Source organism: Gemmatimonas sp. (assembly GCF_044344655.1).
Lineage (GTDB): Bacteria > Gemmatimonadota > Gemmatimonadetes > Gemmatimonadales > Gemmatimonadaceae > Gemmatimonas.
On sequence record NZ_JBIJCN010000002.1, the window covers coordinates 39,834 to 60,335 of the forward strand.

The window sequence follows — 20,502 nt, forward strand, 5'->3', positions numbered from 1 at the left end:
CGCTTAGAGTCGCCGCGATTCCTCGGCGGCGTCCAGCACGTAGCCCAGTTCGCGCGACACGGCGCGCGCCTCCTCGGTGGCACTCGTCATGTCGCCGGCCGCGTCCACGCCGATCGTACGCAGCTTCACGATGTCGAAGCGCAACGAACGGAGCGCCACGCTCGCGCTGTCGAGCTGCCGCTGCATCGTGTCGCGGCGTGAGTACAGGTCGTCGAGCGAGGCCCGCTGGCGCATGAGGAGCGACAAGCGGCGCTCACGATCGGGGCTCGACTCCGGCTCCGCCTCGATGGCCGCAATGCGGCGCGCGAGGTCGGCCAGTGCACCATCCGGGAGATCGCGTTCCAACCGTTCGAGCCCGCTCGCGATGGCCCCGATGCGCTCCAGCAGCGCGTCGGCGGTCGGCTCCACATCGGGCACGAGCGCGCGATCCTGCGGCGTGAACCGGGCAATGCTCTCCTGAATCACGAGGCGGTCGTCGGCGGCGTTGCGCACCACCTCGGTGTAGCGTGAGGTACCCGCGGTGGGGCCGCCGACGCTCTCCACGAGCTCCGCCAGTCGCTCCCGACGCGAACGGTTGTCGCGCGCGGCGGGCAACGTGCGCCATCTTTCACCCCACGCGGCACGAGGCGAGATGCCCCAGCGTCGCAGGGCGAGGGCGTGCCGCCCAGCGACCGCGAGACTGCCCAATCCCGTCACGAGGCCGCCGAGCATCGGCGCGATGAAGACCTCTTCGCTCAGCGACACGCCAACAATGAGACTGCCAATACCGACAGCCGCCGAAGCGACGAGCCACTTCAGGCTACGGCGGAAGCCCATCACGCGATCGGCCACCTGTGCCGGTGAGGCAAGGGGCCCACTGCCCGTCACGCCGGCAACACGAGGCACGTCGATCGCCGCCGCGTAAGCTGCAGTGGCCTGTTGCCGCTCCAGCGGGCGAGGCGCGGGCGACGGCGCGCTCACCCGTCGGGGCGCCCAGTCCTCGGCGCGATGGCCGAACTTGTCGTTGAGGCGCTCGCCACGCGCGTACGCGGCCGACGGCGGTGGTGCCAACGAGCCATCGCGTTGAATGTGGCGCAAGGTATCGCGGAGCTGCAGCGCCGAGTCCCAACGATCCTGCGGCTTCTTGGCGAGGCAGCGCTCCAGGATCTCCACCAGCACGCGCGGTGCATCGGGGCGGAAGCCGGGCAGTGGTGGTGGCGTTTCGCTCACGTGCTTCATGAGCATTGCCGGCGTGCTGGCGGCATCGAACGGCAAGCGCCCCGCCAGCATGAGATACCCGATCACCCCGACGGCATAGATGTCGCTGCGCCCGTCCACCTCCTTCTCGCCCATGGCCTGCTCGGGGCTCATGAATGCGGGCGTCCCCACGGCAATCCCCGTCTGCGTGAGCCGTGCGCCGCTTTCAGCGGCGCGGGCAATCCCGAAATCGGTGACCATCGCGCGCCCCGACGCCTGATCGATCAGCACGTTGTCGGGCTTCATGTCACGATGCACCACACCGTACGCGTGCGCGTAGGCGAGAGCATCCGCCATCTGCTCCAGCATACTGGCCACGAAGGCGAACGACGGTCGCGGTTCGCGGAGAATGCGAGCCGCAAGACTCTCCCCTTCCACGAGCGACATCGCGAAGCAGACCATGCCCTGCGCCTCGTGCACGGCGTAAATCGGCACGATGTGCGGGTGGTTGAGTCGCGCCGCCGTTTGCGCCTCCCGTACGAACCGCTCGCGGACGTCGGGGCGGAAGGCAAGGTCGGGCGGCAGCACCTTAAGCGCCACCTTACGCTGCAGACGCACGTCTTCGGCGGCATACACGACCGCCATGCCGCCGCGCCCGACCTCATGGCCGATCAGGTAGAGATCCCCGATCGCGGCGGTCACCCGGTCACGCAGCATCGTGGCATCGATGGCATGGGCTCGCGCCGTGCCCGCGGCCGCTGGCTGCTCCGGGAACCGTTCCGGCAGCGGGTCCGCGGCCCCGTCGGGGGTGTCGAACATGCCGACGCCCGCGCTCAGGCGGCGCCGGCGCCCGAACGCGCCGACGTGAGGTCGCGCACCTCGTTTGCGGCCTGGACCGCGATGTCCACGTCACGCGCGAGCTGCATGGCCTGCTCTGCCACGAGGGTGACGCTTTGCACCGAACTGCTGCCGGTGCGGAGTCGTACCAGATCGAGCCGCACGTTCTCGAGCGCAAGGCGGCAGCTCTCGAGCTGGCCGCGCCGCGATTCCAGCTTTCCCTGCCCCTCCACGAGCGCACGCCGCTCACGGCGGAGCTGCGCGAGCCGACGCACGCGCGCCTCACTGCGGGTGGTGTCGAGCGGATTAGCCTCCCCCTCGAGGGTGGTGATCTCCTGCTCCACGCGCCCGAGCAGGTCAGGCGACGTCGACGCTTCCAGCCGCACGAGATCCCTCGCGATGGTCTCGAGCGTGTTGACGAGATCCACCGCCGTGGCGGTCACGTTGGGAATGCGCTTGCGCTCGTCCGCCGGCAGTGTGTCGATGAGACGCCCGATCTCCTCACGGTCGGCACGCGCGGCACGCACGAGCGGCACGTAGCTCCCAAGCTCCTCGTCGCGCGCTGGCGTCAGCGGCGCGACCGCTCCGCGCCGGCCGGACGCACCGGCCGTCACGTTCGCATGGCCCGTGCCAATGGTGAGCGCCCCCGACAGCCGGTTCCGCAGCTTCCCCTGCGCACGCAGCTCCTCGCGCTTCTTGGTGCTGAACGTGGCAATCACGCTGTTGGTGAGGTCCTCGATCACCTCGCCGAACAGCCGATGCTTGGGCTGCCGCAGCACGTCCTTCCAGTCGAAGCCATCGGACCAGAGCTTCGCATACTGCCACGCCATGAACACCGTCCAGATGGTGGTCACACCGGAGAAGCCGGCATCGCCGACGACCGACAGCACCACGAACGCGGCGTTCACGTACAGATACGGCACCAGCTGCTTGCGGAACTTCCGCACTGGCGGCGCTTCCCAGCGCGCGAGATCGGCGGCCGTGGGGACATACGCGTCGTCGGTGCGGTCGTTCTCGCCGGCATATCCGCCGCCGTACGCTCCACCCGTGTACGATGGCACCACCGGACCGCCCGCCGGCGCGGTGCTCATGGTGCGCGGCGAATAGGCCGGGGGCTGGTAGGCGGGCGCACCGGCCGACGGAATGACCATGCCGCCGATGGGCGCCCCGTTGAAGGTCACGGGCGCGCTCGACAACGGTGGCGTCGATGCGGTGGTCCCCGCCGGCGCCGGTGGCACCATGCCGGTCTTGAGCGCCTGCGTGAGCTCCGTGGCGGCCTGGAAGCGATGATCGGGGTTCTTCTCCAGCAGCCGCATCACGATCGCCGCGAGGTCCGGTGGAACGTCCGCGCGTCGCTGCGTGATCGGCACCGGCGCTTCGGCCAGATGCTTCACGAGCAGCGCCGGCGTGGTGGTGCCGAGGAACGGCGGCTCACCGCACAGCATCTGGTACGCGACGATGCCGAGCGAATAGAGATCGCTCCGTGCATCGAGGTCGCGATCACCTGATGCCTGCTCGGGACTCATGTACGCGGGTGTGCCGATCGCCGTGCCGGTGGCCGTCAGGCGCGACATGTCCCCACTGTCGGTGGCCGCGCGCGCAATGCCGAAGTCGGTCACCAGGGCGCGGCCATCGATGCCATCGAGCAGGATGTTGTCGGGCTTGATGTCGCGATGGACCACGCCGCGCGCGTGCGCGTAGGAAAGCGCGTCACTCACTTCCGCGAGCCAGCGACGCACCTGCTCGATAGGGAGCGGCCCGCGCAGCTGCAGCAGCTTGGCGAGGTTGTCGCCATCGATGCACGCCATCACGAAGAACACCAGATTCCCCACCTCGTCGACCGAGTAAATGGGCACGATGTTCGGGTGACTCAACTGCGCGGCGGTTTCGGCTTCCCGCAGGAACCGCGAGCGCACGTCGCGGCGGAACGAGAGCTCCGGTGGCAGCAGCTTGATCGCCACGTGCCGCTTGAGGCGGCGGTCGCGGGCACGGTAGACGATGCCCATGCCGCCGCGGCCGATCTCCTGGTCGAGCTCGTAGGCGGCGCTGAGCGCCTGCTCGACGTGAGCGCGGAGTTCGGCGTCTTCGGCGTGATGGGCGGCGTTGTCGGACACGCGTAGGGGACTTGGGGAGGTGAACCGGCCTGTCCTAGTGTAGCACCGGAGGGAAACCGGGTACAGCTTCCCGCCGGGACGGTGCGTGCCATTCCGCGCGGTACGTCCCGTGCGTCCTGCGCGTCCTGCGGGTCCTGCGCGTCCTGCGCGTCCTGCGCGTCCTGCGAGCCCCGGGGAACATGAGACCTACGGGTCCAGCCCGGCCAAAAGTTGCAAAATGACTCACCGTGGGGAACACCGATGTGCGGCGACGGCCGTGGCCGCCCAGCGCCCCCGTCCCCGTTGCTGCTAGACTGGCTGGCCGTCCGACGATTCGGCTCGTCACCGGCCGTGTCTGGTTGCAAAACCTGCCGCAATGGCGTAATCCCGACGGTGCGGATCGTGCCTCCCTTGAGGCGCCATTCCTCTCTTTCAGGATTCGACATGGGCCAGCGCCAGACACTTCCCGTTCTGCCTCTTCGCGGTACGGTCATGTTCCCCGGGATCACCGCGCCGATTGCGGCGGGGCGACCGGGGACCCTGCGGGCGATTGAGACGGCGCTCAAGGGCGACCGCCTCGTTTTCGCCGTCGCGCAGCGGGACAACACCGAGGAGCCGACCCCCGACATTCTGTTCAACACGGGGGTGATCGCCCGCATTGGCCAGGTGCAGCGCGGCCTCGGCGGCGTGCAGCTGCTCCTGCAGGGAGAGCAGCGCGCCACGGCACTGCAATTCAGCGAGCAGGATGGTCATCTCACGGCGGTCATCGTACCCGCCGAGGAGATGATGCCGCTCGACGTGAAAGACCCGGCATTCACCGCGCTGCACAAGGAAGCCCGCGAGCGCGCCGCCGAACTGGGTGAGAAGCGCGGCCTCCCGGAAGAAGTCGTGCACCAGGTGCTCGACTCCGTCGAGGACGCCGGCCGTTTCGCCGACCTCGTGGCGGGCTACATCGAACTCACTGTACCCGAGAAGCAGGGGCTCCTCGAGACGCTCAGCGTGGAGGAGCGCCTCCGTCGCGTCCTGGTGCATGTCCAGCGGCAAATCGGCCTCCTCGAAGCCCAGGAGGATATCAAGACGCAGGTGCAGGAGGAGCTCGGCGAGCGTCAACGCGAAATGTTCCTGCGCGAGCAGCTCAAGGCGATCCAGAAGGAACTCGGCGACGACGACTCCTCGAAGGAGATCACCGAGCTGCGTGAGAAGCTCCGCAAACTCGACCTCCCCAAGGAGGCGGGCGCCGAAGTCGAGCGCGAGCTGGGGCGCCTCGAGCGTGCCGGCCGTGAGAGCATGGAGGCACAGGTCATTCGCACCTACCTCGAATGGATCGCCGAACTGCCCTGGACCACGCGCAGCGACGATCAGCTGGAGTTGGCGCGCGCGGGTGAGATCCTCGACGAGGATCACTACGGGCTGAAGGACGTGAAGGATCGCGTGCTGGAGTTCCTCGCCGTCAGGCAGCTCCGCGCGCAGCACGTGGCGGCGGCTGTGGCCACAGCTGGCGAGTTCCCGGTGTCGAAGCTCAAGGGCGAGGCGAGCGACGCAACGCCCTCCCTCGGTGGCAACGGGGAGGACCGGCAGATCACTGATACCAAGGAAGCCAAGGCCCGCGCGATGGCGCGAGGGCCGATCCTGCTCTTCAACGGCCCGCCGGGGGTGGGCAAGACGAGCATTGCGAAGTCGATCGCGCGCGCGCTTGGCCGCGAGTACGTGCGCGTGGCGCTCGGTGGCGCGCGCGACGAGGCCGACATCCGTGGGCATCGCCGCACCTATGTGGGGGCCATGCCCGGACGCATCATTCAGGGGATGAAGCAGGCCGCCAGCAAGAACCCCGTGTTCTTGCTCGATGAGGTGGACAAGTTGGGGCAGTCGTATCAGGGCGATCCGTCGAGCGCGCTGCTGGAAGTGCTCGACCCGGCGCAGAACGATTCGTTTACCGATCACTATCTCGGCGTGCAGTTCGACCTGAGCGAAGTGCTCTTCATCGCCACATCGAACTTCATTCAGAACATCCCCGGGCCGCTGCTGGACCGCATGGAGGTGGTGACGTTCAGCGGCTATACCGAGCGCGAGAAGGCGGAGATCGCCAAGACGTATCTCGTGCCGCGGCAGCTCGAGGAATCAGGGCTGGCCGGACGCCATCTCACCTTCACCGACGACGCGGTGATGAAGGTGATCAGCGAGTACACCCGCGAGAGCGGCGTGCGTCAGCTGGAGCGTCAGCTCGGCGCCGTGGCGCGCAAGGTGGCACGCCGCGTGGCCATGGGGGACGCGGCCACGATCGACGACAAGGTGATCAGCGCCGAGGAAGTGCGCGAACTCCTGGGGCGCCCCAAGGTGCACCCTGAGCGTGCCGCCGAGCACGACGAGGTGGGCATCTCCACAGGGATGTACTACACGCCCATGGGCGGCGACATCATGTTCGTGGAAGCGAGCATCCGTCGCGGCGCCACGCGCACGCGTCCGACCGAGGATGAGGAAGCGGTACGCGTGGGGCCGATCTCGCTGATCCTCACCGGCCAGCTCGGCGACGTGATGAAAGAAAGTGCGCGGGCCGCGCTCACCTACGCCACGAACAACGCCGAGTCGCTGGGCATCCCCGCCGACCGGGTGGCGAGTGCGAGCGAAGCGCACATCCACGTGCCGGCCGGCGCGATCCCCAAGGACGGCCCGAGCGCCGGCATCGCCATCGCCACGGCGCTCGTCAGCGAGATGTCGAACCGCAAGGTGCGCCGCGACGTGGCGATGACGGGCGAGATCACGCTGCGCGGTCGGGTACTCCCCATCGGTGGCGTGAAAGAGAAGGTGCTGGGCGCGCACCGTGCCGGCATCACAACGGTCATCATCCCGAAGGCCAACGAGGCGGACCTGGAGGATGTGCCGGAAGAAGTGCGCAAGCAACTCACGTTCCACTGCGTGGAGACCCTGCGCGACGTGCTGAAGATCGCTGTGGTGGAAAGCCCGGTCGAGGCGGAGCCGGTGGTGGGGGGGTGACCGGCAGCAGCGACTCGTACGTGGCCACCCGAAACGCGGGACGCAATCCGAACGTGCCACCGCCGGCGCGGCCGATCAGTGGGCCGACGCCTGGCGGATGGGCAGGAAGCAGGTCAACAGGAGTGCCGCGGCGCTGATGCGCGCGCGACGGATGCTCACGGGTTACGGACCGGCGCGTTGGGGGAAACCGGCGGGCGCACGATGCGGCGAGAGGCCGACGCACCGGCGTCACCCGACGTGCCACCCGTCGAGGCCGGACGCACCTCGGCGTTCACTTCGTTGGTCAGCAGCATCGGCGCCTTGCCGTCGGTCACGATGACCTTGGCATTGGGGCTGCGCGCCAGCTCGCGGAACGCCTCGATCGACTGATAGCTGATGATGGCGGGCGAGAGCCCCTGCGCAATGATGGCCCACGAGTCGCGGATACCCTGCGCCTCGATCGTGCGGCGTTCGGCTTCCTGACGCTCACGATCGAGCACGAATTTCATCTGCTCCGAGCGCTGCTCCGCCTCGAGCTTTTCCTCGATGGCGCGCGCCAGGTCGGCCGGGAGGCGAATGCTCTTGAGGAGCACATTCTCCACGACGAAGCCACGCGGCGACAGCACTTCCATCATTTGCGTCTTGATGGCCTGCTCGATGCCCGTACGCGTTCCCGAGTGCATGTCCTTGGCCATGTAGCGCGCGGACACGTCGGCCGCCGCCGAACGGAAGACGGGGATGATCACGTCCTCCTCGTAGCTCACACCGCTGCTCTCGAGGATCTGCCGGATGTTCTCCGTCTTGGCGCGGTACAGAATCGAGACTTCGGCCGCCACGTTGAGCCCTTCCTTCGAGGGCATCTCGAGGCGCACTTCGCGGTTCACGACACGTGCAGGCACACGCAGCACGGAGTTGACGCCGGGGATGATGAACTGGGCGCCGGGCTGTAGCGGTCCGCTGGCGATTCGCCCGAACGACGTCTTCACGCCGATTTCGTCCTGGCGGATGGTGGCGCACCCGGTAAGGACGGGGAGCGCGAGGAGCGCGCCGATCGCGGGGCGCGACAGGGAGACAGACGAGATTCGCATGGCTGCATCGGGATGTGCGAAGTGCGAGCGCTCCGCGTATTCCGCGATATCCTCAGGCTATACAGCCCGTGCGGTACAGCCGACATCACGGTCGCGAAGGTCTCGCGCATCGCTCAGCGAGCGACCTGCCGGCCCGTGCGCCCTCGCACGCGCAGTGTTGACGAACCGGCAGCATCCGGCGGGCGCTCACCCGCCGGACGAGGCTACTCCCCTTCAAGTGGCAATATAGGTCACCGCGACGACTTCGAGAAATTGATTGTCGCTATGGCATGCTTCGAGGAATTCGATGGAGTTCCGCGAAACCATTCAGTCCCGGAAAATATGCAGATCGTCCCTGCGAGGCCGACACCGAAGTGGCGACGCAACGCGACGGAGAGCCGCGCCGAGCGTCGTTCATTAATGCCCGATCGGCCCCAGACGAAAAAGACTGAGGGCCCAGCCGACCGCTCCAGGCTCGGTGCCGGTGAGAAACCACTCGGTGTAGCGCCGATCCGCGGGGGTACGTCCGTCGGCGGGTGCGCCGGTCGTGCGATCCAGCTCGACGGCAACCACACCTGGGGGGGGCGTCCAGAGACCGGCGGTGCGCCCCTCGTAGGCTGACGCCAGGACGCGACCAGCAATCGGCGCGGCGAGGGTACCACCGGCGGCGCCGGGGGCGATCATCGCGGGCCTGTCGAACCCCAGCCACACGCCGGCCACGAGCTCGGGCGTCATCCCCACGAACCACACGTCGGTGTTGTCGTTGGTGGTGCCCGTCTTGCCGGCCACCGGCACACGCGCGGGCACGAGGCCACGCAGTGCCGTCGCGGTGCCGCGCTCCACCACATCCTTCATGATGTCACGCATGATGAACGCCACGCGCGGGTCCATCGCAGACCGCATGGGGGCGCCCTGGGGGACGAAGACCGTGCGCCCCGTCCGATCCTCCACACGTGTGATGAAGCGGGGATCGACCGAGACGCCGCCGTTGTCGAAGGCGGCATAGGCCGCCACGAAATCGAGCGGCTGCACGACGCTCGCCCCGAGCGCGCTCGAGGGATATGGCGCGATCGGCGCGCGCAGACCGGCGCGCCGCGCGAGGGCGATCACGCTGTCCATCCCCACTGACATCGCCAGCTGCACCGCCACCGGATTGCGCGAGCGCGTGAGCGCCTCGCGGAGGGTGAGCAGGCCCTGAAATTCGTGGTCGGCGTTGTCGGGCGCGTATATCTGGCCGTTGTCGAGCCGCACGCGTAGCGCCGTGTCGGCCACGAGTGCATTGGCGGTCACCCCCTGACTCATCGCCTGCGCGTACACGAAGGCCTTGAAGCTCGACCCCGGTTGCCGGTTGCCGTCCACGGCGCGATTGAACGACGAGCGCGCGTAGTCCCGCCCACCCACCAGCGCGCGCACCTCGCCGGTGGTCGGATCGAGCACCACGACGGTGCCTTCGAGGCAGGCGTTGGTTCGGGGCGTGCGCGCGGCGGCGGCCGATAACGGTGGCGGAACGCGCGTCGCGCACCGGAGCCCACGGAAGCCCGGCCGCTGTTCGATCTCGTCGATCCCCTCCGAGAGGGCGCGTTGCGCACTGCGCTGGAGCGCCGGATCAATGGTGGTGGTGATGCGGTACCCGCCCGTGGTCACCGTCACGCCTGCACGCTCGGCCTGCACGCGCACCACATCGGTCACCCAGGGCGCGAGCTTGTCGAGCCGGTTTACCGTCTTGAGCGGTGCACGCTGCGCCACGGCCGCTTGCGCCGGCGTGAGGTACCCCTGCTCCGCCATCAAGGCGAGCACCGTGTTGCGCCGTTCGCGATTGCGATCGGGGTTACGCGACGGATCGTAGATGGTGGGACTCTTGGGCATCGACGCGAGACTCGCCGCCTCGGCCAGTGACAGGTCGGCGGCCGCCTTGCCGAAATACTGCCGCGCCGCCATCTCGATGCCGAACGCCCCACGCCCGAAGTCGAGCTGGTTGAGGAACGCCTCGAGGATCTGCTCCTTGCTGTAGCGCTTCTCCATTTCGCGCGCCGCCTGCTGCTCGCGGAGCTTGCGCGTTGGCGAGCGGTCGCGCCGGTCGATCACGTCGGGGTGCATGTTCCCCACCAGCAGCTGCGTGATCGTACTCGCTCCGCGGATGTTGCCTCTGGTGACGGCGTCCTTGAGCGCGCCCGCCACGCCCACGAGGTCCACGCCGTCGTGCTGGTAGAAGCGCTTGTCTTCGACGGCGATGAACGCCTGCCCCACGTATTTCGGGAGCGTGCGCAGCGGCACACTGAGGCGGCGTTCGCGGCCGATCTCGCCGATCACCGAGCCGTCGCGCCCCAGCACGAGGGTGACCTGGGGCGGGGTGATGATACGCCAGGGTTCACCAGTCGGCGCCGGCGTGGACTGCGCCCCGGCGGCCAGCCACGGGGCGGCGGCCAGCAGCAGGGCGGCAGACGGCACGAACCACAGGATGGCAGGGGGCAACGACCGCGCGGTAGGCATAGTGGGAATTCTACACGGGACGACTCCGTCGGTTCGTGACGAGCCCTGGGCCCCGCCGGTCTGGCCCGGTGTTCCGTTATCTTTCCGCCATGCCCGGTGACCCGATTCGTCCCCTGACCATCGCGCTGTGCCAGTTCGCCCCCCGCAAGGGCGACACGGCCGGCAACCTTGCTCGCATCGGCCGCCTGTGCGCGCAGGCCGCCACGCTGGAGCCGCGCCCACAGATCGTCCAATTCCCGGAGACCGCCCTGTCGGGCTACTTCGTGGAAGGGGGCGTGCGCGAAGTCGCCTGCACCGCGGGGGCCCTCGCCTACGACCTCGATGATGCGTACCGCACGGCGTGCGCCTCGGCGGGGATCGAGCCAGTTCCGCTCGACGTCGTGGTGGGCTTCTACGAGCGGTGGCGCGAGACGCTGCACAACAGCGCCGCGTACCTCACGATCGGTCTCGATGATGGCCCGCCCAATGTGCGCCATGTGCACCGCAAGAACTTTCTCCCCACCTACGGGCTCTTCGACGAAGAGCGCTTCGTGGAGCGCGGCACCGACATTCGTGCGTTCGAAACACCGTGGGGCCGTGCCGCCATCCTTGTCTGCGAGGATGCCTGGCATTCGATCAGTGGCACGCTGGCCGCCCTCGACGGCGCGCAGCTCGTCTTTATCTCGTCCGCGGCGCCGGCCCGTGGGCCGTGGCCGCGCAACGACGGGATTCCCGGACCCTACAGCGCGGCGCGATGGGAGCGGCTCATTCGCGACATCGCCGAAGAGCATGGGGTGTACGCGAGTTTCGTGAACCTCGTGGGCAGCGAAGGGGGCAAGCGGTTCTTCGGCACGTCGCACCTCGTCGGTCCCGGCGGCGACGTGCGCGGTCGCGCACCCGTGTGGGACGAGAGCTTCGTCTCGCTCACCATCGACCTCGATGATCTCGTGCGCGCACGCGCGGATAGCCCGCTGCTCAGTGACCTGCGCGTGGCGCTGCCGCACGTGCTCGACAACGTGAAGCGGGTGACCGAAGGGTGGCCGGTGGCCCTGTCGTACGACGGCCCGGAACCCGCAGCCGCCGACTTGCTGCGCGGCGCACGTGGCTTCACGACCGGCGAGTTCGCGATCCCCACCGACCTGCTGGAGAAGGCCAACACCGTCGTGCGCGCCCTGCCGGAGCAATTGCCGGTGGTGCGCCACGGGATGCGCGATCACGGCGGCCCGCCGCCACTGGGTCTCGATCCGGAACTCACCGAAGACTGGCTGATTGGCTTCCTGCGCGAGGAGATGGCACGCCGCGGCTATGGCAAGGCCGTCATCGGCATCTCCGGCGGCGTGGACTCCGCCGTCACCGCCTATCTCGCGGTGGAAGCCCTCGGCCGCGACAATGTGATCGGAGTGCGCATGCCGTACCGCACGTCGAGTCTGGAGTCGCTCGAACATGCACAGCTGGTGATCGATGCGCTCGGTATCGAGTCGCGCACGGTGGATATCAGCGCAGCGGTCGACGGTTATCTCGCCCACGAGCCCGACGCCGATGGCGGCCGACGCGGCAACGTGATGGCGCGCCTGCGCATGATCACGCTCTTCGACTTGTCGGCGCGCTATCGGGCGCTCCCCCTTGGCACCGGCAACAAGACGGAGCGGCTCCTCGGCTACTTCACCTGGCATGCCGACGACTCGCCGCCGGTCAATCCGATCGGCGACTTGTACAAGACGCAGGTGTGGCAGCTCGCGCGGCATCTGGGCGTGCCCGACGTGATCGTGGACAAGGCCCCCACGGCCGACCTGATCGTGGGACAGACCGATGAGGGTGACCTCGGGATCAGCTACCCGCGCGCCGACGAGATCCTGAACGGCATGCTGCACGGTTTCTCGCACGAAGCGATGCGTGCCCGCGGCTTCGGGGAGGACGAACTCGTCACGGTGTCACGTCGCCTCAACGGAACACACTGGAAGCGTCGGCCACCCGCCACGGCGCTGGTGAGCCACAGCGGCATCGGCGAGTCGTATCTGCGGCCGGTGGATTTCTAGCCCATCCTCGTCGTCGGCGCACCGTCCCCAACCTCAGGCCGGCGGCGCCCAGAGCCGCCGAGGATCGGCGACCGCCAGTTCGCAGCAGAACGCCGCGATGCGTTCGACGGCCGCCGTCATGAACTGCTCGCCCTTCTCCGCCGTCGCCGCGCGCGGATCCCCCACCCCGGTGTCGACGGTGGCCTGTGTCCAGCGGCGCGGCATCCACGCCACGCCGCTCCGCACGCCCTCGAGCGTGCTGGGATGGCTGCGTCCCTCGCCCCACGCTGCGCGATTGGCCGCCACCAGGTGCGGCGCCACGTGCATGACCGCCGCGGTCTCGAGCTCGCCGGCGTGATCACCCGGCACGTCGAACGTGGCGGGGTCTGCGGCCTGCCACCAGTTCACGATCGCCAGCATGAGCGACGTGGAGGGCTGTAGCTCACGGACCAGCGCGCGCAGTTCGTTCCCGCCGTGCGCGTTGAGCAGCACCAGCGCTCGCACGCCGTGCGGCTCGAGGCTCCGGATCACATCGCGCAGCAGCGCGAGCTGCGTGCTGGGCATGACGTTGATCGTGAGCGGCAAGTCGAGCTGCGTGGTGTTCACCCCAAACGGTATGGCGGGCAGCGCGATCACGTTGGTGCCGCGCCCGATGCACGCCGCCGCCACCCGCGCCGCGACTTCGCTCCCCAGCAGGGTGTCGGTGCCGTAGGGCAGATGGGTGTTGTGCGGCTCGGTCGCACCGAACGGCAGCAAGGCGACGGGCCAGGAACGGCTTGCGATGTGAGGCCAGGAAGCTTCGGCGAGTAGGCCGGGACGGGACATGACGTCGGATCGTGGTTGGGGTCGTGGTCTGGGTCGAAGTCTACCTGCCACGGCGGTCGACCCAGACCACGACCCCGACCCCCTGCGATAGCTAGATCACGAGTAGCCCCACCGTCGCCGCTACCACGACCAGCACCATCGGCACCAATCCCAAGGGCCGCCCCGTCGCGCGCGTCCTCACGCCGCCAACTCCTCGTCGAGCCGGGCAAATGCGAGACTCACCGCGCGCCGCGCGCCCCGCTTGAGCGCGCGTGTCACATTGCGCGCGTAGCGCACGAAGTTGGCTCCGGCCCAGGGATGCCGCGCGAAGAACTCGAACGGCAGCCGATCGCCCTTGAGTCGATTGCACGGGCCGCAGGCCGTCACCAGGTTCCCGGGATCGTGGGCCCCGCCGTGGGCGAGCGGCACCACATGGTCGAGCGTGGCGGTGCGCTGATCGAGCGACGTGGCGCAATACACGCACTTCTGACTGCAGTCGCGCAGCGCGCCCCGTCGCAACGCGCGCTTCATCGCCACGTGCACGATCACGGGCCGCGGCGTGTTGCCCCGCCGACTACCGGGGCGACTGCCACCGGCACGGACCGGTTCCTGTGTTCGACGGCTCCCCCGGGTGCGGACCGCCTCACTTCTGGAAGGACGGGTGCCGCGGGCATTGCTGTTGCGATCGCGGGCCGAACCGCGGCTCAGTTTGAGGGCTGGGCGCTTGGCCATGCGTCACCCTCCTCGCAAAGAAGACGCCCCGACGCGGGCAGTGAGCCTCGCGGCGGGGCGGATCGCGCCGGCGGGAAAGACAGCGGGGCGCGGCCGGAACACCAGCGGCCGGCAGGGCACGGCCGCGGGGCCGCGCATCGGGGAGCTACCGCGAGTGGAGCGCATCATCCTCCTGGAACACCAAGTGGACACGCCAACCGTCGAAGAACCCGGGCGTGGCTCGGTGCGCAGCAGGACCAGCATTTGCTCGCACACCCGACCCACGATGCGCGACTATACGATCACGTTCCTGCTCCCGTCAATAGCGCCGCACGCCAAAACGGGACCAGCTGCGTATCAGTCCTGCTTCATGCCGCCGTTGCGGAGCGGATCACGGAGCATGCTCCCGATCCGCGCCGCCATCGCGTCAAGCTGCTGGCGGTTGGGCATCACCGAGCTCGGGAACGGCAGCGGCACGTCGAACCCGTCCCCGTCGCGACGCGGGATCAGGTGAATGTGATAGTGCATCACGTTCTGCCCCGCCGCCGCGCCCGAATTGACGACGATATTCATGTCTGTCGCCCCCGACGCCGACTGCACCACCGGGATCAATTTGGCGGCCACCTGGTACAGGTGCGCCCCCAACGCTTTCGGGACGTCTTGCAGCACCTCGTAGTGATCTCGAGGGACGACCAGTACGTGCCCCGGGTTGACCGGTTGGATATCGAGGAAGGCAATCGCCATGGCGTCCTCGTAACAGATCGACACCTCGGCCGCACCGCGGATGAGGTCGCAGAAGATGCAGTGGCCGGTGGACGGCTTCATGGGCGAAATGGGGGCTTGCATGACGGATGACTGGTGAGTCCAGACTCGAATCCCAACCTGTTGCCCGGACCAACGCGAGGCAAGCGCGAGGTGGTTCCGCGCCCGGGTTGTCGCAACGGTCGCGGTGGCACATCCGGCGCGTCCACCGACTAATTTGCGTGGGTTGCCCGCGATCAGTTTTCCCTCGAGTCCTCAGATGGCCACATCGACCCGTCCGAGCCGCGCCCGCAAGGGCGAGGCCAGCGAGCCCGCCAGCGCATCGGCGCTGACCCGCGACCAGCTCATCAGCGCCTATCGCGTGATGTACACGTCGCGAAAGCTCGACGATAAAGAAATCCAGCTGAAGCGTCAGAACCGGATCTACTTCCAGATCTCCGGCGCCGGTCATGAGGCGATCGGCGTGGCGGCGGCCATGGCGCTGCGTCCCGCGTACGACTGGTTCTATCTCTACTACCGCGACCGCGCGCTCTGCCTGCAGCTGGGCATGACGCCGGCCGAGATGCTGTATAGCAGTGTGGGCGCCGCCATCGACCCCAATTCGGGCGGGCGCCAGATGCCCAGCCACTGGGGGCACAAGGCGCTCAACATCACCACGGTGTCGTCGCCCACGGGCACCCAGTTCCTGCAGGCCGTCGGCAGCGCCGAAGCCACGCTGCGCGCCCGCCAGCTCGAACTCACCGACGACCGCTTCAAGGGTGACGATGTTACGCTCGTCACCACCGGCGACGGCACGACCAGCGAAGGCGAATTCTGGGAGTCGCTCAATACCGCGACCAACCTGCAGCTCCCCATCGTCTACCTCGTCGAGGACAACGGCTACGCCATCTCGGTCCCCGTCGAGGTCAACACCGCCGGCGGCTCGATCTCCAAGCTGGTGTCGTCGTTCCCCGGCCTCTACATCCAGGAAGTGGATGGCTGCGACTTCCTCGCCTCGTACGAGGTGATGCAGCGCGCCGTGCAGCACGCCCGCGAGCGGAAGGGACCGGCGTTCGTGCACGCCAAGGTCATTCGCCCGTACTCGCACTCGCTGTCGGACGACGAAGTGTTCTACCGGCCGCCCGAGGAGCGCGACGCCGACGCCGCACGCGACCCGCTCACCACCTTCCCGGCCTGGCTGATCGCCCAGGGGCATGCCACCGCCGACGACCTGCAGGCGCTGCGGGACAGCGTCGACGCCGACGTGCTCGCCGCCACCGACGACGCCCTCGAGCAGCCCATGCCCGGCGGGGAGACGGTGCCGTTTGCCGTGTACTCCCCCGACGTGGACCCCACGTCGGAGCGCTTCGACACCGAAGACGATCCCCAGTTCGAGGGCGGCGCCACCACGATGGTGGACCTCCTCAACGCCTGCATGCGCGACGAGATGGCGCGCGACGAACGCATCCTCGTCTTCGGCGAAGACGTGGCCGATGTGTCGCGCGACCAATACCTCGGCAAGGTCAAGGGCAAGGGTGGCGTGTTCAAGGTCACGCACGGCCTGCAGACCAAGTACGGCAGCGCGCGCGTGTACAACTCGCCGCTCGCCGAGGCCAACATCGTCGGCCGCGCGATCGGGCTCGCGCATCGCGGATTCAAGCCCGTGGTCGAAATCCAGTTCTTCGACTACATCTGGCCGGCGTTCATGCAGATCCGCGATGAACTGGCCACGATGCGCTGGCGCTCCAACAACGCGTTCAGTTCCCCTGTGGTCATTCGAACCACCTACGGCGGCTACATCCGCGGCGCCATCTATCACTCTCAGACCGGGGCGTCGCTGTTCACGCACAACCCCGGCCTGCGCGTGGTGTGTCCCAGCAACGCGCTCGATGCCAGCGGCTTGCTGCGCACCGCCATCCGCTGCGATGACCCGGTGATCTTCCTGGAGCACAAGCACCTGTATCGCCAGACGTACAACAAGGCGCAGTATCCCGGCCCGAACTTCATGATCCCGTTCGGCAAGGCCAGCATCCTCAAGCCGGGTACCGACGTGACGCTCGTGACCTACGGCGCCACCGTGCAGCGCGCCCTCGTGGCCGCGAAGCAGATCGAGGAAGAGGGCGGCCCGAGCGTGGAGGTGATCGACCTCCGCACGCTCTCGCCGTGGGACAAGGAAACGGTGTATGCGAGCGTGAAGAAGACCGGCCGCGTGATCATGGCCACCGAAGACTCCCTGTCGTGGGGCTACGGCGCCGAAATCGCCGCGAGCATCGCCGACGAATGCTTCGCGTGGCTCGATGCGCCGGTCAAGCGCATCGCCAGCCCGGACGTGTTCGTTGGCTACGCCCCGTCGCTCGAGGATGCCACGCTCCCGCAGGTGGAGACCTTCCGCAACGCCTATCTCGACATCGTGAAGTTCTAGGGCGAACCCCGACGACGCCGCGTTGACCCGACACGCCGAACACTCCCTGCCATCCGCAGGGGGTGTTCGGCGTTTTGGCATCCGCGCGGGCACCGGTACCATCCGAGCCGACGGCCGCGGCTGTCATCGCGTATCTTCGGTGGTCCCTCACCCGGAGCTCCGATGCACCTACCCCGCCCGCACAGCGCAGCCCTCACGCTCGGGCTGACGCTCACCGCAATCGCCGTGGTGCCCGTCGCCCTCGAGGCGCAAAGCGCCACGCAAAGCGCCACGCAAAGCGCCACGCCGAGTGCCGCGCGCCGCGCCATGACCCCCGCCGACATCTCGGCGTGGAAGTCCATTCGCGGTGCCACACTGTCGTCCGATGGGGCGTGGTTCGCCCACCTGCTCGCCCCCAACGAGGGCGACGCCGAAGTCGTGGTCCGCCAGACGACCGCCGGCGGCAAGGTGCTGCGCTTCCCGATCGGGGAGCCGCCCGCCAACGGTGGCGCGCCGGTAATGGCCGCGGACGGGCGCTGGGTGGCCATGCTGGTCTACCCCAAAGCGGCCGAACAGAAAAAGCTGCGTCAGCAGCGCCGCCCCATCGTCAGCCGGGCACTCGTGGTGAACCTCGCCACGGGAGAACAGCGCGAGTTCGACCGCATCCGCCGGATCGCCTTCGGTGGCGAGGCGCCGAAATACATCGCTATGCAGGCCTTCGGCCCCGATGCACCGGCGGGCGGCGGCGGCCCGGCGGGCGGCCCGGCGCCGGGCGCCCCCGGCATGGGCGGCAACCTGATGGGCGGCGGCCCGCGCGTGGACGGCACCGACCTGCTGCTGCACGAGCTGGGCACGAGCGCGGTGTTCAACATCGGCAACGTGAGCGACTTTGCCTTCGACGAGGCGGGACACCAGCTCGCCTACGCGATCGAGGCCCGCGAACAGGTGGGGAACGGGGTGCAGCTGCGCGAACTCACCACGGGTGTGGTGAAGAGTCTCGACGCCGGCAAGGCGTTCTATCGCCGCCTCGCCTGGAGCGATACGCTCAACGCCCTCGCCTTCCTCAAGGGGGTGGCCGACAGTGCCAACACCGACACCACGTGGACCGCCATCGGGGTGTCGCGTATCGGCACGCCCGCGCCGCAACGTGTGGTCGTCGGCGCCGGCGGCACCGTCGCGCTCCCGAACGGCATGGAGATCAGCCCTGACCGTACGCCGCGCTGGATGGACGCACTCGACGGCCTCGTGATTGGCCTGCGCGTGGCCGCGCCGCCGGTCCCCAAGAGCGAACAGCTCGACGACGACGACCGCCCCACGCTCATCCTGTGGCACCACAAGGATCCGCGCCTCCAGAGCATGCAGCTGGTGCAGGAGCAGGCCGACCGTGGCTTCTCGTTCGTGGCCACCTACCTGCCCGCCTCGCAGAAGGTGGTGCAGCTCACCGACGACGTGGTGCGCACCGGCAGCCTCGGTGGTCGGGACGCGTGGCTGCTGGGCACCGACAGCAGCCCCTACGAGCGGCAGAGCAGCGTGGACGGCATCCAGCGCCGCGACATCTATGTGGTGAACGCGCGCACGGGCGAGAAGACGCTGGTGAAGCAGGACGCGCGCAGCATGCCGCAGCTGTCGCCCGACGGCCGCACGGTCACGTACTGGGACGACGGCCACTGGCAGGCGTTCGACATCGCGACGAAGGGCACGACGAACCTCACCAAGGGCGCGCCGGTCTCGTTCATCGACACCGAGGATGATCACAACGTGGATCGCCCCGCCACGCAGTTCCTCGGCTTCAGCAAGGACGGCAAGTTCGTGCTGTTGCAGGACAATTACGACGTGTGGCGCGTATCGCTCACCGGCACGCAATTCACCAACCTCACGGTGGACGGCAAGGCGAAGCGCATCCGCTACGCCCGGCGCATCGTGACCGACGCACGCGAGCGCGGCATCGACCTCACCAAGCCGCTCTACATGGCGGCGCTGCAGGCGCGCACCAAGAAGGAAGCGATCGTCCGTATTGATCCGGCGAGGGCCGGTGCGGTGGCACTCACCGGCTGGCGCGAGGCGCGGCATCTGCCCATGAAGGCAAAGAGCGCCGACGTGTGGGTGGCAAGCATCCAGACCGCGTCGCGCTTCCCTGACTACTGGCGCATCAGCTACGGCGCCGGTGCGCTGGCCGACTCGGTGCGTCTCACCGATGCCAACCCCGGCATGAACGGCGTCGCGTGGTCGTCCGGCTCGCGCCTGGTGGACTACGTGACCGAGAAGGGCGATTCACTGCAGGGCGTGCTGGTGCTCCCCGCCAACTATGAACCGGGCAAGTCGTACCCCACGCTCACGTTCATCTACGAGCTCCAGTCCGATAACCTGCACACCTTCTGGGCCCCGAACTTCTCGAGCTCCCCCAACGCGCTGATCGGCGTGCACGCGTCGCGCGGCTACGCGGTGTTCCTGCCGGACATCGTGTACAAGATCAACGACCCCGGGATGAGCGCGGTATGGAGCGTGGTGCCGGCCGTGAAGGCGGCGATCCGCACGGGCGTGGTGGACAGCACCAATGTGGGACTGCACGGCCACTCGTGGGGCGGCTACCAGACCAGCTTCCTGGTCACGCAGACCAACATCTTCAAGAGCGCGGTGGCCGGGGCGCCGCTCACCGACATGATCAGCATGTACAGCTCGGTGTACTGGAACACCGGCAGTGCCAACCAGGGGATCTTCCAGAGCTCGCAGGGGCGCTTCAAGGGCAACTTCCTCGACCACCGCGAGGCCTACGAGCGCAACTCCCCCAACCGCTTCGCCGACAAGGTGAAGACGCCGCTGATCATCCTGCACGACGACAAGGACGGCGCGGTGGACTTCAACCAGGGCATCACGTACTACAACACGCTCCGCCAGCTCGGGAAGGACGTGATCCTGCTCGAGTACGTGGGGGAGAATCACGGCCTGGCGCAGCTGAAGAACCGGCGTGACTACTCACTGCGCCTCATGGAGTACTGGGACAGCTACCTCAAGGGGCAGCCGGCGCCCGAGTGGCTCAGGAACGGCATCCCGCGCCTCAAGATGGAAGAGCACCTGCGGGAGATGAAGAAGAAGGCCGAAGGGAAGAAAATCGCGATGTGAACGACCGGGGGCGCCCGGCGACCCCCGGAATCCGGGCGCCCAAAACCGGACTGTTACTTACCCGAGTCATTATCCGGTCCCAGTGGTCAAACTGTCTC

At 68.2% G+C, this 20,502-nt stretch carries 11 protein-coding genes and 1 pseudogene; 5 read left to right on the plus strand and 7 right to left on the minus strand.

Going from position 1 to position 20,502, the window contains the following annotated elements; all coding sequences use genetic code 11:
* Nucleotides 1-3 precede the first annotated feature (3 nt).
* Nucleotides 4-1,995, minus strand: coding sequence for a serine/threonine-protein kinase (locus tag ACIQ51_RS01260; protein WP_396203183.1), 1,992 nt, complete (start codon nucleotides 1,993-1,995; stop codon nucleotides 4-6).
* Between the two features lie 14 nt (nucleotides 1,996-2,009).
* Nucleotides 2,010-4,127 carry a protein kinase gene (locus ACIQ51_RS01265; RefSeq protein ID WP_396203184.1) on the minus strand — a complete coding sequence of 706 codons (2,118 nt, stop codon included), beginning with the start codon at nucleotides 4,125-4,127 and terminating at the stop codon, nucleotides 2,010-2,012.
* A 423-nt stretch (nucleotides 4,128-4,550) separates the two neighbouring features.
* Here ACIQ51_RS01265 and lon point away from each other — a divergent pair, with 423 nt between their 5' ends.
* Nucleotides 4,551-7,097, plus strand: coding sequence for an endopeptidase La (gene lon, locus ACIQ51_RS01270; RefSeq protein WP_396203185.1), 2,547 nt, complete (start codon nucleotides 4,551-4,553; stop codon nucleotides 7,095-7,097).
* A 155-nt stretch (nucleotides 7,098-7,252) separates the two neighbouring features.
* On the opposite strand, the gene ACIQ51_RS01275 is transcribed toward lon, so the two are convergent.
* Both ACIQ51_RS01275 and ACIQ51_RS01280 read right to left on the minus strand, forming a co-directional pair.
* Nucleotides 7,253-8,164 carry a prohibitin family protein gene (locus tag ACIQ51_RS01275; protein WP_396203186.1) on the minus strand — a complete coding sequence of 304 codons (912 nt, stop codon included), beginning with the start codon at nucleotides 8,162-8,164 and terminating at the stop codon, nucleotides 7,253-7,255.
* 396 nt (nucleotides 8,165-8,560) lie between these two features.
* Nucleotides 8,561-10,633: a penicillin-binding protein 1A gene (locus ACIQ51_RS01280; RefSeq protein WP_396203187.1), complete on the minus strand. Its 2,073-nt coding sequence runs from the start codon at nucleotides 10,631-10,633 to the stop codon at nucleotides 8,561-8,563.
* 89 nt (nucleotides 10,634-10,722) lie between these two features.
* On the opposite strand from ACIQ51_RS01280, the pseudogene ACIQ51_RS01285 reads away from it, so the two are divergent.
* Both ACIQ51_RS01285 and ACIQ51_RS01290 read left to right on the plus strand, forming a co-directional pair.
* Nucleotides 10,723-11,559, plus strand: a pseudogene (locus ACIQ51_RS01285) (nitrilase-related carbon-nitrogen hydrolase); the annotation flags it as partial.
* 258 nt (nucleotides 11,560-11,817) lie between these two features.
* The gene (locus ACIQ51_RS01290; protein ID WP_396203292.1) at nucleotides 11,818-12,648 is read left to right on the plus strand and encodes an NAD+ synthase; all 831 of its coding nucleotides are present in this window, start codon (nucleotides 11,818-11,820) and stop codon (nucleotides 12,646-12,648) included.
* 33 nt (nucleotides 12,649-12,681) lie between these two features.
* On the opposite strand, the gene ACIQ51_RS01295 is transcribed toward ACIQ51_RS01290, so the two are convergent.
* The 3 genes from ACIQ51_RS01295 to ACIQ51_RS01305 all read right to left on the minus strand — a co-directional run bounded on the left by ACIQ51_RS01295 (nucleotide 12,682) and on the right by ACIQ51_RS01305 (nucleotide 14,967).
* Nucleotides 12,682-13,452, minus strand: a complete 771-nt coding sequence (locus ACIQ51_RS01295; RefSeq protein WP_396203188.1) for a creatininase family protein — start codon at nucleotides 13,450-13,452, stop codon at nucleotides 12,682-12,684.
* A 177-nt stretch (nucleotides 13,453-13,629) separates the two neighbouring features.
* Entirely contained in the window at nucleotides 13,630-14,163 is a 534-nt protein-coding gene (locus tag ACIQ51_RS01300; protein WP_396203189.1) for an HNH endonuclease, read from the minus strand.
* Between the two features lie 336 nt (nucleotides 14,164-14,499).
* The gene (locus ACIQ51_RS01305) at nucleotides 14,500-14,967 is read right to left on the minus strand and encodes an HIT family protein (protein WP_396203190.1); all 468 of its coding nucleotides are present in this window, start codon (nucleotides 14,965-14,967) and stop codon (nucleotides 14,500-14,502) included.
* A gap of 196 nt (nucleotides 14,968-15,163) precedes the next feature.
* On the opposite strand from ACIQ51_RS01305, the gene ACIQ51_RS01310 reads away from it, so the two are divergent.
* Nucleotides 15,164-17,305 carry a thiamine pyrophosphate-dependent enzyme gene (locus ACIQ51_RS01310; RefSeq protein WP_396203191.1) on the plus strand — a complete coding sequence of 714 codons (2,142 nt, stop codon included), beginning with the start codon at nucleotides 15,164-15,166 and terminating at the stop codon, nucleotides 17,303-17,305.
* Between the two features lie 162 nt (nucleotides 17,306-17,467).
* Nucleotides 17,468-20,404 (plus strand): S9 family peptidase, encoded by a 2,937-nt coding sequence (locus tag ACIQ51_RS01315; protein ID WP_396203192.1) that lies wholly within the window; start codon nucleotides 17,468-17,470, stop codon nucleotides 20,402-20,404.
* The last annotated feature ends 98 nt before the right edge of the window (nucleotides 20,405-20,502 follow it).

Bases quoted from the DNA above. Each gene is read 5' to 3' on its own strand.
- ACIQ51_RS01275 (WP_396203186.1), bottom strand. From the start codon at position 8,164: ATGCGAATCTCGTCTGTCTCCCTGTCGCGCCCCGCGATCGGCGCGCTC.
- ACIQ51_RS01260 (WP_396203183.1), bottom strand. From the start codon at position 1,995: ATGTTCGACACCCCCGACGGGGCCGCGGACCCGCTGCCGGAACGGTTC.
- lon (WP_396203185.1), top strand. From the start codon at position 4,551: ATGGGCCAGCGCCAGACACTTCCCGTTCTGCCTCTTCGCGGTACGGTC.
- ACIQ51_RS01310 (WP_396203191.1), top strand. From the start codon at position 15,164: ATGGCCACATCGACCCGTCCGAGCCGCGCCCGCAAGGGCGAGGCCAGC.
- ACIQ51_RS01305 (WP_396203190.1), bottom strand. From the start codon at position 14,967: ATGAAGCCGTCCACCGGCCACTGCATCTTCTGCGACCTCATCCGCGGT.
- ACIQ51_RS01290 (WP_396203292.1), top strand. From the start codon at position 11,818: ATGCGCGATCACGGCGGCCCGCCGCCACTGGGTCTCGATCCGGAACTC.
- ACIQ51_RS01280 (WP_396203187.1), bottom strand. From the start codon at position 10,633: ATGCCTACCGCGCGGTCGTTGCCCCCTGCCATCCTGTGGTTCGTGCCG.
- ACIQ51_RS01295 (WP_396203188.1), bottom strand. From the start codon at position 13,452: ATGTCCCGTCCCGGCCTACTCGCCGAAGCTTCCTGGCCTCACATCGCA.
- ACIQ51_RS01300 (WP_396203189.1), bottom strand. From the start codon at position 14,163: ATGGCCAAGCGCCCAGCCCTCAAACTGAGCCGCGGTTCGGCCCGCGAT.
- ACIQ51_RS01315 (WP_396203192.1), top strand. From the start codon at position 17,468: ATGCACCTACCCCGCCCGCACAGCGCAGCCCTCACGCTCGGGCTGACG.